Annotated in this window: 14 protein-coding genes; 7 read left to right on the top strand and 7 right to left on the bottom strand. The window is 65.3% G+C overall.

Annotated features, from left to right (window positions below; genetic code table 11):
• The first annotated feature begins 224 nt into the window (after positions 1-224).
• Together FG93_RS12780 and FG93_RS12775 are read left to right on the top strand one after the other, a co-directional pair.
• Positions 225-968 (top strand): pyrimidine 5'-nucleotidase, encoded by a 744-nt coding sequence (locus tag FG93_RS12780; protein WP_052513697.1) that lies wholly within the window; start codon positions 225-227, stop codon positions 966-968.
• A 210-nt stretch (positions 969-1,178) separates the two neighbouring features.
• On the top strand, positions 1,179-2,375 hold the full coding sequence (locus FG93_RS12775) for an O-succinylhomoserine sulfhydrylase (RefSeq protein WP_043234900.1): 1,197 nt from the start codon (positions 1,179-1,181) through the stop codon (positions 2,373-2,375).
• Between the two features lie 118 nt (positions 2,376-2,493).
• On the opposite strand, the gene hemA is transcribed toward FG93_RS12775, so the two are convergent.
• From hemA to FG93_RS12760, 3 genes are all read right to left on the bottom strand, one after another.
• On the bottom strand, positions 2,494-3,705 hold the full coding sequence (hemA, locus tag FG93_RS12770; RefSeq protein WP_043234898.1) for a 5-aminolevulinate synthase: 1,212 nt from the start codon (positions 3,703-3,705) through the stop codon (positions 2,494-2,496).
• A gap of 89 nt (positions 3,706-3,794) precedes the next feature.
• Positions 3,795-4,595, bottom strand: a complete 801-nt coding sequence (locus FG93_RS12765; RefSeq protein ID WP_200878102.1) for an SDR family NAD(P)-dependent oxidoreductase — start codon at positions 4,593-4,595, stop codon at positions 3,795-3,797.
• 149 nt (positions 4,596-4,744) lie between these two features.
• Positions 4,745-5,368, bottom strand: coding sequence for a 2-hydroxychromene-2-carboxylate isomerase (locus FG93_RS12760; protein WP_043234897.1), 624 nt, complete (start codon positions 5,366-5,368; stop codon positions 4,745-4,747).
• A gap of 306 nt (positions 5,369-5,674) precedes the next feature.
• Between FG93_RS12760 and hutH the strand changes: the two genes are divergently transcribed.
• Entirely contained in the window at positions 5,675-7,306 is a 1,632-nt protein-coding gene (gene hutH / locus FG93_RS12755; protein ID WP_043234895.1) for a histidine ammonia-lyase, read from the top strand.
• Positions 7,307-7,414: 108 nt separating this feature from the next.
• Here the strand turns inward: hutH and FG93_RS12750 are convergent, their stop codons facing one another.
• Entirely contained in the window at positions 7,415-8,674 is a 1,260-nt protein-coding gene (locus FG93_RS12750; RefSeq protein WP_043235105.1) for an allantoate amidohydrolase, read from the bottom strand.
• A gap of 198 nt (positions 8,675-8,872) precedes the next feature.
• Between FG93_RS12750 and FG93_RS12745 the strand changes: the two genes are divergently transcribed.
• Positions 8,873-9,250, top strand: a complete 378-nt coding sequence (locus tag FG93_RS12745; RefSeq protein WP_043234894.1) for a glyoxalase superfamily protein — start codon at positions 8,873-8,875, stop codon at positions 9,248-9,250.
• Positions 9,251-9,299: 49 nt separating this feature from the next.
• On the opposite strand, the gene FG93_RS12740 is transcribed toward FG93_RS12745, so the two are convergent.
• Positions 9,300-10,046, bottom strand: a complete 747-nt coding sequence (locus tag FG93_RS12740) for an SDR family NAD(P)-dependent oxidoreductase (RefSeq protein WP_043234893.1) — start codon at positions 10,044-10,046, stop codon at positions 9,300-9,302.
• 112 nt (positions 10,047-10,158) lie between these two features.
• Positions 10,159-11,616, bottom strand: a complete 1,458-nt coding sequence (locus FG93_RS12735) for an undecaprenyl-phosphate glucose phosphotransferase (RefSeq protein ID WP_081881505.1) — start codon at positions 11,614-11,616, stop codon at positions 10,159-10,161.
• 370 nt (positions 11,617-11,986) lie between these two features.
• Between FG93_RS12735 and FG93_RS12730 the strand changes: the two genes are divergently transcribed.
• Together FG93_RS12730 and FG93_RS12725 are read left to right on the top strand one after the other, a co-directional pair.
• Entirely contained in the window at positions 11,987-12,790 is an 804-nt protein-coding gene (locus FG93_RS12730) for a WecB/TagA/CpsF family glycosyltransferase (protein WP_244448598.1), read from the top strand.
• Entirely contained in the window at positions 12,787-13,680 is an 894-nt protein-coding gene (locus FG93_RS12725) for a DUF6492 family protein (protein WP_052513695.1), read from the top strand. Before FG93_RS12730 ends, FG93_RS12725 begins: the two co-directional genes overlap by 4 nt.
• A 7-nt stretch (positions 13,681-13,687) precedes the next feature.
• Here the strand turns inward: FG93_RS12725 and FG93_RS12720 are convergent, their stop codons facing one another.
• A complete protein-coding gene (locus FG93_RS12720) occupies positions 13,688-14,917 on the bottom strand; it encodes a lipopolysaccharide biosynthesis protein (RefSeq protein ID WP_043234892.1) in 1,230 nt (409 codons plus the stop codon).
• A 151-nt stretch (positions 14,918-15,068) separates the two neighbouring features.
• Here FG93_RS12720 and FG93_RS12715 point away from each other — a divergent pair, with 151 nt between their 5' ends.
• Positions 15,069-16,130 (top strand): endo-1,4-beta-xylanase, encoded by a 1,062-nt coding sequence (locus FG93_RS12715; protein WP_043234890.1) that lies wholly within the window; start codon positions 15,069-15,071, stop codon positions 16,128-16,130.
• Positions 16,131-16,174 lie beyond the last annotated feature (44 nt).

Genomic DNA, 16,174 nt, shown 5'->3' with positions numbered 1-16,174 from the left:
CCGGTGCGAAGCGGCACGCCGTTTCGCACCTTAAGGTCGGGAGACGGCCCGCATGAGTCTTATGCGCGATCCGTTCGCGCCACGTGAAGCGCTCGAGCGAACGGCCCGACAATTGCTTTGATCGTCGGCTAGCTGCCTGGCCGCCGATCGTCCGGTGTCGATTTCGTCGCTCTCCGGTAAACCAGACTTGCATGCGACGCTGGCGTCGCCACATGACATAACCCATGAATCAGAAACCGATCATATCCGCTCCGACGCCGCTCCTGCCGAATGCGGAAGCGTTTGCGCATGTCGAGCACTGGGTTTTCGATCTCGACAACACGCTCTATTCGCACGAGGCGAAGGTCTGGCCGCAGGTCGACGAGCGCATCACGCTGTTCCTGGGCGAGCTGTTCGGGCTCGACGGGCTGTCGTCGCGGGCATTGCAGAAATACTATTACCAGCGCTACGGCACGACCCTGAAGGGGCTGATGGAGGAGCATGGCGTCAATCCCGACGACTTCCTCGATTTCGCGCACCAGATCGACCTGTCCCTGCTCGATCCCAACCCCGCACTTGGCGACGCCATCGCCGCCCTGCCGGGGCGCAAGCTCATCCTCACCAACGGCTCGCGCGGCCATGCCGAGAATGTCGCGGGCAAGCTCGGCATCCTCCACCATTTCGAGGATATCTTCGACATCGTCGAGGCGGGCTTCCTGCCGAAGCCCGAGCGCGCGACCTATGAGCATTTCCTGGCGAAACACGCGGTCGATCCCGGCCGCGCCGCCATGTTCGAGGACATCGAGAAGAACCTGCTTGTCCCCAGCGCGCTTGGCATGAAGACCGTGCTGATCATTCCGCAGACACCGGACCCGTTCCGAGAGGCCTGGGAGCAGGCCGCGATCGAAGCCGGCCATGTCCATCATGTCACGACCGACCTGACCGGGTTCCTCGCCCCGCTCGGGCGCCCGACAAAAGGGTCACGCTAGATTATCGGACCGGATATCGTATCCGCTTCAATAATCTAGCCTTTTTATGTTTGCATCGGCTTTCCCGAAAACCGCAATCCACTTTTCGGGCCGATGCTTCAGGGAGCAGATCGCGGGCGTTCCTTCCGGAGAATTTTTGTCCGTCTTTACGAACGATTGCTGAGCTGTTATTCCCCATGTCCGTTATAACGAACGGCCGGAGTTCAGTTCATGTCAGGTCCAGACGCTGGCGCAAAGGCGCTGCATCCCGAAACGCGGCTGGTCCATGCCGGCACCCTGCGCTCGCAGTTCGGCGAGACGTCGGAAGCACTCTTCCTGACGCAGGGCCATGTCTATGACAGCGCCGAGCAGTGCGAGGCGCGCTTCCTGAACAAGGATCCGGGCTTCCAGTATGCCCGCTTCTCGAACCCGACCGTGACCATGCTGGAACAGCGCATGGCCGCCTTCGAGGGGGCCGAAGCCTGTCGCGCCACCGCGACCGGCATGGCCGCCGTGACGGCAGCACTGATGAGCCTCGTGCGTGCCGGCGACCATGTCGTTGCGGCGCAGGCCCTGTTCGGCTCCTGTCGCTATGTCGTCGAGGATCATCTGCCGCGCTACGGCGTGGAATCGACGCTGGTGAACGGCCCGGATATCGACGCGTGGCAGAAGGCCGTGCGGCCCAACACCAAGGTCTTCTTCCTGGAAAGCCCGGCGAACCCGACGCTCGAGGTCATCGATATCGCGGCCGTCGCCGCGCTGGCGAAGGAGGTCGGCGCCAAGCTCGTCGTCGACAACGTCTTCGCCACCCCGCTCTTCCAACGACCGCTCGAACTCGGCGCCGACTGCGTCGTCTACTCGGCAACGAAGCATATCGACGGGCAAGGCCGCTGCCTTGGCGGACTGGTCCTGGCCTCTGAGGAATTGATCCAGAGCGAGATCCAGACCTTTCTGCGCCAGACCGGGCCGGCAATGTCGCCCTTCAACGCCTGGGTGATGCTGAAGGCCCTGGAGACGCTGCCGCTGCGCGTCAACCGCCAGGCACAGAGCGCCGCGATCCTTGCCGCCTGGCTGAAGAGGCAGCCCAAACTGCCGAAGGTGACCTTCCCGGGCGATCCCAATCACCCGCAGGCCGAGATCATCGCGCGCCAGATGAGCGGTCCCTCGACCCTGGTCGCCTTCGAGGTCAATGGGGGCAAGGAGGCCGTCTACCGCCTGCTCAATGCGCTCAAGCTGATCCGCATCTCCAACAATCTCGGCGATGCCAAGAGCCTGATCGTGCACCCCGCCACGACGACGCATCAGCGCTTCACGCCGGAGGTTCGCGCCAGCATGGGCGTCACCGATGGGTTGGTGCGCTTCTCGGTCGGGCTCGAACATCCCGACGACCTGATCGCCGATTTCGAGCGCGCGCTGGCGGCGGTCTGACGTCGATCACGTTTTCTGCTGTTGGACGGTTTCGTCCAACAGCAGCGTGATCTGGCGCCGGGATCCAGAGCACTCCGGAATGGATCCAAGATCACCCTTCGGACAGGATCGGCGGCGGCTATGCCGCGCGCTTCAGTCCCACCCTGCTCCAGATCTCGGTCAGCGCCGCCACGAGCTGCTCGATATCAGCATCGCTGTGCAGCGGCGAAGGCGTGAGGCGCAGCCGCTCGGTGCCGCGCGGCACCGTCGGATAGTTGATCGGCTGGACATAGATGTCGAAGCGCGCCAGCAGCTCGTCGCTGATCGCCTTGCAAAGCACTGCGTCGCCCACCATCACCGGGACGATATGGCTCGGATTGACGAGATGCGCGATGCCGACAGCGTCGAGCCTGTTCCGCAAGGCCATGACCCGGTCGCTCTGGCGCTCGCGCTCGACGGAGCTCGCCTTGAGATGACGGATCGCGGCGAGCGCGCCCGCCGCGAGGTTCGGCGGCAAGGAGCTCGAGAAGATGAAGCCCGAGGCAAAGCTGCGGACATAGTCGCAGAGCGCAGCCGAGCCAGCGATATAGCCCCCCATCACGCCGAAGGATTTGGCCAGCGTGCCCTCGATCAGGGTCAGGCGATCGCTCAAGCCGTCGCGCTCGCTGATGCCGCCGCCGCGCGGCCCATAGATGCCGACGGCGTGGACCTCGTCGATATAGGTCATGGCGCCGAACTCGTCGGCGATATCGCAGAAGGCGGCGACCGGGGCGATATCGCCGTCCATCGAATAGACCGACTCGAAGGCGATCAGCTTGGGCCGGGCCGGATCGATGCCCTGCAGCTTGCGGCGCAGGTCATCGGGATCGTTATGGGCGAAGATCAGCTTCTCCGCGCGCGAATGCCGGATACCCTCGATCATCGAGGCATGGTTCAGCGCATCGGTCAGCACCACGCAGCCCGGGAGCCGCGAGGCCAGCGTCGAGAGCGAGGCCCAGTTCGACATGTAACCGGAGTTGAAGAGGAGCGCTGCTTCCTTGCCGTGCAGGTCGGCCAGCTCCTGCTCGAGCAGCACATGGTAGTGGTTGGTGCCGCTGATATTGCGGGTGCCGCCGGCGCCGGCGCCGCAACCGGCAAGAGCCTCCTGCATCGCGGCCAGGACGTCGGGATGCTGGCCCATGCCGAGATAGTCGTTGGAGCACCAGACGGTGATCTCGCGGGGGCCGTCCGCGCCATGATAGCGCGCACGCGGAAAGCGCCCGACGATGCGCTCCAGATCGGCGAAGACCCGATAGCGTCCCTCCTTGCGAAGCGCGTCGAGCTCCGTGCGGAAGAAGTGTTCGTAGTCCATCGGCGGCCTCCTGCGACGGGCCTCTCCTACGAGAGAGGAGCCTAGCGCGAAATGGTGCGCGGTGTCGCGGGGGCCGTTACGGACGACTCCTACGGCATGTATTGGCCGCCGTTGACCTCGAGTATCTGGCCGGTGACGAAGCTGCCGAGTGTCTCGGACGCTAGGTATAGGAAGGCGCCGACGCATTCATCTGCCTGGCCAAGCCGGTCCATCGGGATGCCGGCCTGCATTGCGACGAGTTGCTCGGGCGTCGAGTAGCGCTCGTGGAACGGCGTCATGATCACACCCGGCGAGACGGCATTGACCCGAATCCGGTGCTTGACCAGCTCGCGGGCCCAGCCACGGGTTGCTGTCGAGATGAAACCCTTTGAAGCGGCGTAGAGCACGGAGCCGGGCCCGCCGCCGATGCGCGCCGCGACCGAGCTGACATTGACGATGCTGCCGCCCGTGCCCTGTGCGATCAGGGTCCTGGCCGCCTCACGCATGAAATGCGCGACCTGGCGGATGTTGAGGTCGATGATGCCGTCGATGATTCCATCGTCATAATCGGTGACCGGCACGCGCTTCACCAGCCCACCGGCATTATTGATCAGCACATCGAGCCCGCCGAGGCCCGAGAGCGCCTCCGCCATGATGCGTGGGATCTCGGCGCTCTTCGTCACGTCGCCGCCGATCAGCACGGCCTTGCCACCGGCCGCCTCGACCTCGCGGGCAACCGCTTCCGCCTTGTCGCGGCTGGCATTGTAGTGAACGCCGACGCGGGCCCCATTGGCACCGAAGGCTCGGGCAGCCGCCGCGCCAATGCCGGTGCTGGCGCCGGTGATCAGCACCCTCTTGCCCCTGAGATCAGCCAGTTGTGGCCAGTTCGGCGCCGTATGATCCTGTGTCATCGCGCTCAACGCTCCTTTAATCGATTGAACTCTTGAGCACGCCGGAGGAGGCGTTCCCGTCGAACCATATAGCGCGGGACGCGGCATACCAGCGCCTCGGGCGCAGGGCACCCGAGGCGTCGCATCAGATCGGCTGTGCGAGAGACTGGTCAGGCCTGCGGGAGATAGGCGGCTCGCCCGCTCGCCAGGGCGGCGTCGAGGAGTTCGACACGGTCCTGGCCCCAGAAGACTTCGCCATCGAGCACATAGGAGGGAGCGCCGAAGACGCCGGCGGCGATCGCGTCAACGCGGCTGGCCTCATAGCGTTGCGTACTCGCCGCGCTCTCGGCCGCAGTCAGCAGGGCCTCGGCCGGAAGCCCCTCTGCGGTCGCCAGCCCGGCGATCACCGAGCGATCGCCCATGTCCCGCTCGTCCGACCAGATGGTGTGGAAGGCGCGGCGCACGAACGGATCCGGATCATGACCCGCCGCCACCAGCGCCGTGACGAAGCGATCCGCCAGCGAAGGATCGAACGGCACATGCTTTGGCTGCAGCACGAGCGGCAGGCCACGCCGTTCGCGCCAACGCTGCAGCTCGACGAGACGATAGCGCTGGCGCGAGGGGTGGCGCTTGGGCAGCGGCAATCCGCCCGTCTCGTCGAAGACCGCCCGCACCGGCATCGGCCGGTAGGTCACCGTCGCGCCATGGCGCTTGGCAGTCTCGATGAAAGCCGCATGCCCGAGATAGGCCCAGGGCGAGGACAGCGTGAAGAAATAGTCGATCATGCGGGGCATTGGCAGGCGAATCCGTCTTTCAGGAGCGCTCATGATGAGGCGTTCGGCACACCATGCGCTGGCGCTGGCCGAGCGACCAATTCCAAATCTTGACCTCGCCCATCGGCACCCGGCCATTTTCGCTTGCGGCACATGCCGCAAGAGCCGGATGATTATTCACGAAACGGCAAAGCTGCTTGGTTTGAAACCTGAACCCGTCTCCTATCAAGGAGTTAGGCCGCGAAATCGTAGGAAAGCCGGTTTCCCCTTTCGGATGCCATGCTCTAGACCAGAGGAAACAGAACGGACCACGCGGAAGGGACGAGCATGGCGGTTTCGATCGACGGGCGCACGCTCAAGGGCAAGCAGGTTCTCAAGGTCGCAAGGCCCGGCCCTTCCGGCCGCTGCGAGAAGGCCGGCCTCGCCAAGGCGGCGCGCGAGCGTATCGCGGCGACGCGCGCCCATATCGATGCGCATTTCATGACCGACGATGCGCCGTTCATGTATTCCTTCAACACCGGCGTCGGCCTGTTCAAGGACCAGCGCGTGCTGATGTCGGAGATGACCGAGTATCAGCGCAAGAGCGTCTATGCGCATGCGACCGGCATCGGCGAGCCCTTCCCCGAAGACGTGACGCGCGCGACCATGCTGCTGCGCGCCAACGCCTTTGCCTCGAACTATTCCGGCCCCCAGGTCGAGCTCGTCGAGCGCCTGCTCGCCTGCCTCAATGCCGGCGTGCACCCGGTCATCCCGCAGAAGGGCTCGGTCGGCGCCTCCGGCGATCTTGCCCCGCTCGCCCATATGTCGGCGGCCGTCTGCGGCTTCGCCGAGGCCGAAGCGATCTACAAGGGCAGGCGCATGCCGGCGCGCGACGCGCTGGCAAAGGCCGGCCTCACACCCGATTTCCCGCTCGGCGCCAAGGATGCGTCTGCCCTGATCAACGGCTCGACGGTTTCGCTCGCGCTCGGCGTGCTGGCGAGCGAGGATGCCAAGCGCTTGGTCAAGGCGGCCGATATCGGGCTCGCGCTTTCGCTGGAGGCGATGCGCGGCGAGCTTGCAGCCTTCGATCCGCGCGTCCATGCCGCGCGTCCCCATCCCGGCCAGGGGCTGGTCGCGCGCAATATCCTGAAACTGACGCAGGGCTCGAAGCGCTGCTCGGCTTCGGCCCGCGAGACGATCTACCCTGACGAGATCGGTCGCACGCAAGGCAAGCCGCCGTCACCGCGCGTGCAGGACGTCTATTCGCTGCGCTGCGGCCCGCAGGTGCATGGTCCGGCGCGCGAGGCGCTCGACTACGTGTTGCGCGTCATCGGCACCGAGACCAACTCGGCCACGGACAACCCGCTGATCTTCGAGGAGAGCGGCAGCTACACCGTGATTTCCGGCGGTCATTTCCATGGCCAGTACGTCGCGCAGGCGATGGACCTGCTTGCCATGGCCATGACTGATCTCGGCTCGATCTGCGAACGCCGCCTCGCCCGTCTGATCGACCCGACGCTCAGCTACGGCCTGCCGCGCAATCTGCTCGCCGGCAAGCGCGGCCTCAACACCGGCTTCGCCACGGTGCAGTGCTCGATGTCGGCGCTGGTGATGGAGAACCGGACGCTGTCGGCGCCGGGATCCGTCGATTCCATCCCCGGCAAATCGAATGCCGAGGACCATGTCTCGAACTCGACCTTGTGCGGCCGCAAGGCTCGGACCGTGGTCGAGAATGTCGAGATGATCATCGCCATGGAAATCCTGATGGCCTGCCAGGCGCTGACGCTGATCGCGGAGACGGCCAAGGGCCATCCGCTCGGGCGGGGCACGCAGGCTGCGCTCGACGCGTTGCGCGAGACGATCCCGCCCGCGCTCGACGGCGACCGCTGGTACGCCGCCGAGATGAATCAGGCGACGGCGCTGGTGCGCTCGGGCGCGATCGTCGAGGCGGTCGAGGCCGTGATCGGGGCGCTGGAGTAAGGCCAGCCGCCACGCAACATGGCCGGGCTTGCCCTGGCCCGCCGCGCTGCCATGCGGCGCGGTTCGAGAGATGGCTGCTCGGCAGCACGGCCGAGCAGGACGGGGAGATCACCCCTCCTGCCGCGCCAGCTCCAGGATGGTCTCGAGCAGCACCCGGATCGCGATACCGGCGTCGAGTTCGGTCATGTTCTCCAGCGGCGAATGGCTGATGCCCTTCTCGCAGCGGACAAAGAGCATGGCTGCGGGACAAAGCCGTGCCATCGCCATGGCGTCGTGGCCGGCGCCGGACGGAAGACGGCGAGCGCTGAGGTTCGAGCCCGTGCGGGCGATGCCCGTCGCAAAAGCCTCCTGCAGTCTCTCCGCCATCGGCGTCGCATCTTCCTGCGAATAGGCCGTGATCTCCAACCCGACACCGCGCCGTGCCGCGATCGCAGCGAAGCGCTCGGCAATGGCCTTGTCCATGCTCGCAAGCGTATCGTTACGCGGCGAACGGAAATCGATGGTGAAGTCGACCGCGCCGGGCACGACATTGGTGGCGCCCGGGTCGGGCCGGAACACGCCAACCGTGCCGACCGCCTGCTCATGCGCGGCTGCGATATCCTCGAGCGCCAGCGCCATCTCCGCGGCAGCGGCGAGTGCATCCTTGCGCAGCTTCATCGGGACCGTCCCGGCATGGCCGGCCTCGCCGCTGACGCGGACCCGGGCGCGCTTCTGGGCGTTGATGGCGGTGACGATGCCGACAGACTCGTTCTCGCTCTCCAGCACCGGGCCCTGCTCGATATGGACCTCGAGATAGGCCTTCACGGAGCCGGGCTTGCGCTTCAAGGCGGCAACCCCGGATGGGTCGCCGCCAAAGGCGACGAGGGCATCACGCAGCACCACGCCATCAGCGTCGCGCGAGTCGAGCCAGGCCGGATCATAGTGCCCGATCAAGGCCGATGAGGTCGAAAGGGAGGTCGGAAAGCGCACCGTCTCCTCGTCACCGAAGGCAACCACCTCCAGCGCGAAGGGCAGGATGATGCCGGCATCGCGAAGAGCCTGCGCTGCGAGGACACCGGCGACGACGCCGAGATTGCCGTCAAACCGGCCGCCATCCTTCACCGTATCGATATGCGAGCCGATCAGGACGGCAGGAAGACCTGGCTTTGCGCCCTCGCGTCGGCCTTGGACAGATCCGGCCGCATCGATGAAGGCGTCGAGCCCCGCCACTTCCATCGCGCCTTTCGTCCACTCGGCGGCCTGCCGATGCGAAGGGGACAGGTAGAGGCGGGTGATCTTGCCCGGCTCGTCGGTGAAACGGTTCAGTCCATCAAGTGCGGCAAAGGCGCGGGCACCAAGGACGGCGGCGGAGGGAAGCGAGGCGGTCATGTCCAAACCATAGCGCATCGGCCCTGCGGGGGAAGCGGCCAGAGGCATTTCCGCGCCGAATTTCCATCACTGGCGCGACGGCCCGTCCGCCTGCTAAGCATCGCCCGGAGCACCGTCTCTCTTCATCCCCTGAAAAGCGCTCGTCCGCTCCGCACCGCCGGGACTGGATGATGCGGTTCCCAATCGCGAGACGTTGCCATGACCGATCCAACCGACCACGGCATCCGCTTCGGCCGGATTGCCGCCATGTTGCCGGTACGCGACATGGACAAGGCCCACGACTTCTACACACGGGTGCTCGGCTTCCGGAAAACCTTCGAGAACGGTGCCCCCGTCGGCTTCATGATCCTGAAGCGCGATGAAGCCGAGCTGCATCTCACCCTGCAGAAGACGCATCCCGCCGCCCCATTCAACGTCGCCCATCTGATGGTCGGCGATGTCGAGGCCCTGCACGCGATCTGCCAGCGCGAAGGGCTGCGCATCATCAAGGGGCTGCGCGACCAGGAATACGGCCTGCGATCCTTCGTCTTCGCCGATCCGGACGGCGACAGGATCGATGTCGGCCAGCGCATCTGACCAGACAAGAGGCCTGCGCCGCGCAGAACCCGCGCTGCGCAGGCCTTGATCAGTAGGTCGCCCGCCCGCCGGATAGATCGAACACCGCGCCGGTGGTGAAGCTGTTTTCGGCGGAAGCCAGAAAGCCAACCATCGAGGCGACCTCGTCAGGCTGCAGGAAGCGGCCGCGCGGAATCTTGGCCAGCATGTAGCCGATATGCTCCTCGCTCATCTGGTCGAAGATGCGGGTCCGCGCCGCCGCGGGCGTGATGCAGTTGACCGCGATATCCTTGTCGGCGAGCTCCTTGCCGAGCGATTTGGTCAACGCGATCACCGCCGCCTTCGAGGCGGAATAGGCAGAGGCGTTAGGGTTGCCTTCCTTGCCGGCGATCGACGCGACCAGCACCAGCCGGCCGTAATTGCGCTTCAGCATTCCGGGGATCACCGCCTGGCAGCAATGCAGCGTGCCATCGACATTCAGGCGCATGATCTTCGCCCATTCATCGAGCGGGTATTCCCAGGTCTTCAGATTGGGGCCCGCGATGCCGGCGCTGGTGACGAGGATGTCGACGCTGCCGAGGCGGGCCTCAAGCGCGTCCGCTGCCTGCTTCACGGCCGCAGCATTGGTAACGTCGACGGCGATTCCGGTCGCCCCCTTGCCGATCTCGACCGCCGCCTTCGCTGCGAGCGCGCCATCGAGGTCCCAGATCTCGACCTTGGCGCCACTCGCCGCGAAGCGCTCTGCAACAGCGCGGCCTATCCCTTGCGCTCCACCGGTCACAATGGCGACGCGACCGTCTAAATCGATTTGGTTCATGGCAAGCCCCCGGCTGAGAAGTCGGGCTGCACGGTAGCCGCCAGATATCCGCTAGGCCAGCGCGCTCGGTGCCATGCCGGTCTGCGCAAATCGGGGCTGATCGGAGAGTCGATTACTTGGCGTTGAGATAGGCCCGCGCGCTGAACACCGTGCGCAGAAGAATGCCGAGATCGAGCCAGAACGACCAATTGTCGATGTACCAGTGATCGAAGGCGACACGCCTGGCCATCTTTTCGTCAGTGTCGGTCTCACCGCGCAGGCCGTTGACCTGGGCCCAACCGGTGATGCCCGGCTTCACGTTATGGCGCCGCGCATAGAGAGCGATCTTGCGCTGGAACGCGTGATCATGGGCGAGTGCATGCGGGCGCGGCCCAACCAGGGACATCTGGCCGGCGACGACGTTCAGGAGCTGCGGCAGCTCGTCGAGGTTATAGCGCCGCAGAATGCGGCCAATGCGCGTGATGCGCGGATCGTTGCGTGTCGCCTGACGAATGACGTCGCCGTCATCGGTCGTCGTCATCGTGCGGAACTTGAAGATCCTGAAGGGCTGCTGGTTGAAGCCGTAGCGTCGCTGCAGGAAGAGCACCGGCCCCCGCGTGTCGAGCCTGATCAACCCTGCAATGATCAGCAGAACCGGCATCGCGAGAACCAGGATGGTTGATGCGGCTACGATGTCGAAGCCGCGCTTCGCGACGATCGCGGCGGCGGACAGCGCCGGGCGGGTCAGCCGCAGGCTGGCGAGCGAGCCGATGCGCACGATATGGGGGCTGTCGAACCGATCCATGATCCGCTCGGGCGCGAGGTGGATCGCGACAGGCAGGTTCATGAAGGCATCGATGCAGGCGTCGATCGTCTCCTGATCGGACCAGGGCAAGGCGATGAAGACCGCGTCCGGCCGCATCTGCCGACAGCGCGCTGCAGCAGTGGCCAGATCGGCCTTGAGCGCGGCAATCGGATCATTGATGCGGCGCGCGTCGTTGCTGTGCAGGAAAGCGACATCGATGATGGCGAAGCCCATATTCCACGGCTGGTGGCGCGAGACGAAGGACATCACGTCAGGCTCGCGGCCGATCAGGAACACCCGTTCCGTGGTGATGTGGCCAGTCTTGCTGGCCACCGAAATGATCCGGGCGATGCCGGCGCGCGCCAAAGTGATCAGCGGAATGCCGGAGAGATAGGTGACGAGCACGACGGCGCGCGAATAGTGATCGACGATCTTGGCGAGGAACGCGACGGCTATGAAAGCCACCATGGTGATGTTCCAGACCGTGAAGGCCGAGGCGATCTGCCCCTTGGTGGAGAGGTAATGGCTGAGCTGGTAACGACCGCGCATGACATTGGTGAAGACGAAGATCGCCGCGATCATCATCGCCAGTTCGCGTGTGATCCGGACATCGCCGAAATGGCCGTAGACCTGGAGATGGTAGACCACCGAGGCGAGGGACACGATCGTCAACACCACGACCGCGTCCGTCAGCGCCGTGACGAGACCGATCCAGTGGCGCCAGGCATTGGCGCGATCGTCGGCTGCGGTGGCCGCCGCATAGTTCAGATCGTTGACGCTCATCATCGCGGCAGGCTCTCCGGAGCCACAGCGGCCAGGCGGCCGGCGGCGAGCGCTCCGGAAGGGAACAGGGCGCTCCCTTCCAACCGCACTCACCGCTGCAGGCGGCAAGCGCCATGCCGCTCGGTCACGCACCGGAATGAGACGCCGCCCCCGGGGTTCGACCTGGACGCGAATGGCGCAGGGAAGTCGGCGGCAATGGCCGACATGACGACGTCCCGTTATGAGACAGCCTCAATCCCGTCCCGCAACTCCTCGGCAGCCGGTCTGATGTTAGTCAGCATCAAGGGGTGTTCAGCGCCCACCCGGGCTTGGCTCGATCAGCGGAGCGAGCAGTCAAGACTGGGACCGACAACGCCTCGAAATGAACGAGATCGTGACTGCCATTTTCTTCGACATGTCATCGCACGCGCAGCCAGCTGATCATCCCGTCCATGCGCGCCGCGACATCGGCGGCATCGGTGTGGCGGTGCTTGATCGCACGCAGGCGCTCACCGTGCTTGACGCGGCGCTTGCTCATCGCCGCCACGTGAAGCTGGCCTTCTGCAATGCGAACCTCGTCAATCTGGCCGCGGTGAATGCAAAGCTCCGGGCGCAGCTCGAAGATTTCCTGGTGCTTGCGGACGGAATCGGCGTCGATATCGGCTCCCGGCTTCTCCATGGCGCGTCCTTCCCCGCAAACCTCAATGGCACCGACTTCATCCCGGCCCTGCTCGCGGCTCAGAACCGTTCCCTGCGCGTGACCTTGCTCGGCGGGCAGCCGGGTGTCGCCCAGCGCGCTGCGGCCCGCCTGGCGCAGGATTATCCACGGCACGGCTTCATTGTGCTGAGCCACGGTTATTTTGCTCCGAGTGAAGAAGCCGGGATTCTGGCGCAGCTGGCCGAAAACCCGCCCGATCTCCTGCTCGTGGCTTTCGGGAACCCGCTTCAGGAACGCTGGATCGCCGAGAAGATCACGCCCCGGCACGCGACGATCGCGGCCGGTATTGGTGCGCTGTTCGATTTCCTGGCAGGCGAAGTCGAGCGTGCACCGGATGTCATGCGGCGCCTCCGGCTCGAATGGCTCTACCGCCTCCTGCTGGAGCCCCGCCGGCTGTGGCGGCGCTATGTGCTCGGCAACCCCGCTTTCCTGCTGCGGATACTGCGTATCAGGTTCCAGCCCCGCGGTCCGACGCAATGAGCTACAGCTACGCCATCGCGACGCCGAGCTATGCCGGTGACTTCGAACGCTGCCGGCTGCTTTGCGCCAGCATCGACCGTTTCGTCACCGGCCACACAGCGCATTACCTTCTGGTCGAGGATCGGGATGTCGCGCTGTTCAAACAGCTGGAAGGTCCGCGGCGCCGGGTGATCGCGGAAGCGGAGCTTCTGCCCTCCTGGCTGAAACCCCGACCCGATCTCCTGAGCTTCGGACGTCGCCGGGTCTGGACGGGCCTTGGTGCCCTGCGGCGCGGGTTGCCGCCACTGCGCGGCTGGCACGCGCAACAGCTGCGCAAGTTTGCCTTTCCGATGAAGAGCTACGAAGACGTCGTGATCTTCGCCGATTCCGACATGATGTTCCTGCGGCCTTTCGACGTCACGCGCCTCGGCCGGGACGGCAAGGTCCGGCTCTACCGCAAGCCGGATGGCATCGCCGGCACGATGGCCCAGCATGCCGACTGGTGCACGATGGCGGCTCGCCTGCTCGGGCTGCCGGAGCCAACATTTCCCAGCGCCGACTACATCAACAATCTCGTCAGCTGGCGACGGGACGCCGTCGCGGCGATGATGACGCGCATCGAAGGGATAGCCGGCCGCAGCTGGGTCGAGGCGATCGCAACGCACCGGCAATTCTCTGAGTACCTGATCTATGGCTATTTCGTTGAGCGCGTGCTCGGGCTCGAAGCCGCCGGCCACTGGCCGGACGAACACGAGCTCTGCAAGGTTTACTGGTTTCCGGAAGATGTCGGAGAGCTGGCGACGTTGCGCAGCTTCGAGGAGATACTGGAACCGGGACAGGTCGCGGTCGGCGTGCAATCCTTCATCGGGCAGCCCGTTGAGCGCCTGAAGGCTCTGTTCGAGGCGCAGTAGTCCCTGTTCAGCGTGCCCGGCCGAGCAACCGATAGGTGACCGTGGCCGAGAGCAGGTAGACGGCGCCGAAGACGGCGTTGAACCAGGGCGCCCAGGCTTCGTCCTGGCCAAAGCGTAGCATCACCCAGGCGATCAGCGCCGCCTTGAGCGCGGTGATGGCGCAAAGCAGCGTGATACGCGAACCGGTACGTTCCCGCGCGTAGAGCAGTTCGGCGTGATACTCGACGAGATTGCGGAAGGCAGGCACCGCGAGCATCGGCAGGAAGAGGTAGGCGGCCTCGGAGACGTTGCGGCCGAGCGCGCGGGGAAACGGCATCAGCAGGATGACGATGGCGACCAGGCCGCCGATCGAGACGAGCGCGATCGCGAGCTCGACCAGCATCTTGCGGCGCCAGCCGCCGCCGAGGCCGCGGTCCTTCATGATCTTCTGGACCAGCATCTGGTTGAAGCTGCGCACCGGCATCGCGGTGAGATCGATGACACGCATGGCGATGGCATAGAGCCCCGCTGTGCGCTCGCCCGCCAGCGCCAGCATCAGCAGCTTGTCGAGTTCGGACTGGACGTAGAACACGACGTCGGCGGCGCCCGCAAAGACGGCATCAGCCATGCGGCGGGGATAGAGGGCCCGGACGAAACGCAGGCGCAGCGGCGGCAGAAACAGCGTCAGTGCGATCACTGCGGACAGGATCGTGGTGCCGAGATAGGCCCAGACCCAGGTTTCCAGGCTCGCATGGCCCAGACCATAGAAGGCCACCGCAGCAAGCGTGCGCAGCGAGGAGCCGATGATGACGAGCAGAGCCGACTGCCTGAAACGCCTGAGACCGTTGTTGATGATGGCGACGACCTCGACGAGGCGCCAACCGAGCACCTCAGCCATGATGACCAGGGCGAAGGGCAGGAGATCCAGCCGCTCCCTGAACAGTGCGACATAGGCAAGCGCTGCGACTGCAGCGATCAGCGGCAGCGACAGGACGGCAAGCCCGCCGAAGCCGGCGAGATAGGCGCCGAGCAGGCGCGGCTTGACTGTGGCGACACGATAGACCGGCGAGACGAAGCCGAAGGCCAGCAACCGCGAGAGAATGAGGCCCGTCGAGGAGGCGGTCGCGAACAGGCCAAACTCACCAAGGGTCAACGTATTCGCAACGATGAGGAAATATACAAGAGAGATGATGAGACGACCGGCTGAGCCGCTCAGGATCGTAAGGTAGGCGGATATGGTGGCACGATCTGGCGACATGGAGTCCGTTGCGGCGGCTGCGAGAGCTGGTTCGGGCCCTGCTCATGCCAAAATTGAGCCCGAACCTCGCTTAACGCAAAGGCATTGAGCGACCCTAAACGGAGCATGGGCAGAGCTGCCCCCGCGCAGCCGCCTGGAATCGGAACGGAACATGAGCCACATCTCCAGACGCGACGCCCTGGCCGGAACTGCCAGCCTCGCCCTGGCCTGGCCGGGAGCAGGTCTCGCACAGGCAGGTCGACCCGCCATTCCATTCGGCTCGGCCGCGCAGATCGAACCCTTCCGCGCCGACCCGCGCTACCGCGAGGCCCTGAAAACCTATTGCAACGTCATCGTGCCGATGAACGACCTCAAATGGGAAGCGCTGCGGCACGACCGCTCCCGGTTCGACTTCTCCGGAGCCGACGAGCTGGTCGCCTTCGCGCGCGAGAACAGGCAGGCATTGCGCGGCCATGCCTTGCTCTGGGGCATGGCCTTGCCGCCCTGGGCCAAGGAGATGAGCACGCGGGCGGAAGCCGAGCGCGAACTGATCACCCATATCGAGACCGTCGTCGACCGCTACAGGGGCGCCATCGCGACCTGGGACGTCGTCAACGAGGTGATCGCTCACGATCCGACACTCGAGCAGCCCTATCGCGACACGATCTGGCAGCGCCTGCTCGGCCCCGAACATATCGAGATCGCTTTCCGGACCGCGGCGCAGATCGATCCGGAGGCGCGGCTGGTGATCAACGACTATGATTTCGAGGACGCCGATCCGCGCATCGCGAGGCGCCGCGCCGCGGCTCTCTCGATCATCCGGGACCTGCGCGACAAGGGCATCCCGGTCCATGGCCTCGGCATGCAGGCCCATCTCTATGGCGAACGCGCCATCGATACGTCCGGCCTGCAGCAGTTCATGCAGGATCTCGGCACGCTCGGCGTCGATGTCGAGATCACCGAACTCGACGTGATCGATTGGAAGCTGCCCGCTGACCCGGGACAGCGCGACAGCGCCGCGGCAGAGCTCGTTTCGACCTTCCTGAAGGCGGTGGTCTCCGCGCGCCAGCCCAAGGCGATCGTCACCTGGGGCCTCAGCGACCGCTATTCATGGATCGGAGAGACCTTCGCGCGTAAGGATTCTGCCAAGGCCCGGCCGCTCCCCCTCGATGAGGACTACAGGGGGAAGCCGATGATGCAGGTACTTGACCGTTATCGGCTGGGGACGAGCTGAGCGGCGTGGTGAGTTCGATGTCCGCCGGGGTGACCATCATCCCG

The sequence above is a fragment of the Allobosea sp. LC85 genome (assembly GCF_000735605.1).
GTDB lineage: Bacteria > Pseudomonadota > Alphaproteobacteria > Rhizobiales > Beijerinckiaceae > Allobosea.
This window is presented reverse-complemented; position numbering and strand designations above follow the sequence as displayed.

Excerpts from the sequence above, each read along its gene's own strand:
- FG93_RS12780 (WP_052513697.1), top strand. The coding sequence starts at position 225 with ATGAATCAGAAACCGATCATATCCGCTCCGACGCCGCTCCTGCCGAAT.
- FG93_RS12775 (WP_043234900.1), top strand. The coding sequence starts at position 1,179 with ATGTCAGGTCCAGACGCTGGCGCAAAGGCGCTGCATCCCGAAACGCGG.
- hemA (WP_043234898.1), bottom strand. The coding sequence starts at position 3,705 with ATGGACTACGAACACTTCTTCCGCACGGAGCTCGACGCGCTTCGCAAG.
- FG93_RS12765 (WP_200878102.1), bottom strand. The coding sequence starts at position 4,595 with ATGACACAGGATCATACGGCGCCGAACTGGCCACAACTGGCTGATCTC.
- FG93_RS12760 (WP_043234897.1), bottom strand. The coding sequence starts at position 5,368 with ATGCCCCGCATGATCGACTATTTCTTCACGCTGTCCTCGCCCTGGGCC.
- hutH (WP_043234895.1), top strand. The coding sequence starts at position 5,675 with ATGGCGGTTTCGATCGACGGGCGCACGCTCAAGGGCAAGCAGGTTCTC.
- FG93_RS12750 (WP_043235105.1), bottom strand. The coding sequence starts at position 8,674 with ATGACCGCCTCGCTTCCCTCCGCCGCCGTCCTTGGTGCCCGCGCCTTT.
- FG93_RS12745 (WP_043234894.1), top strand. The coding sequence starts at position 8,873 with ATGACCGATCCAACCGACCACGGCATCCGCTTCGGCCGGATTGCCGCC.
- FG93_RS12740 (WP_043234893.1), bottom strand. The coding sequence starts at position 10,046 with ATGAACCAAATCGATTTAGACGGTCGCGTCGCCATTGTGACCGGTGGA.
- FG93_RS12735 (WP_081881505.1), bottom strand. The coding sequence starts at position 11,616 with ATGATGAGCGTCAACGATCTGAACTATGCGGCGGCCACCGCAGCCGAC.
- FG93_RS12725 (WP_052513695.1), top strand. The coding sequence starts at position 12,787 with ATGAGCTACAGCTACGCCATCGCGACGCCGAGCTATGCCGGTGACTTC.
- FG93_RS12720 (WP_043234892.1), bottom strand. The coding sequence starts at position 14,917 with ATGTCGCCAGATCGTGCCACCATATCCGCCTACCTTACGATCCTGAGC.
- FG93_RS12715 (WP_043234890.1), top strand. The coding sequence starts at position 15,069 with ATGAGCCACATCTCCAGACGCGACGCCCTGGCCGGAACTGCCAGCCTC.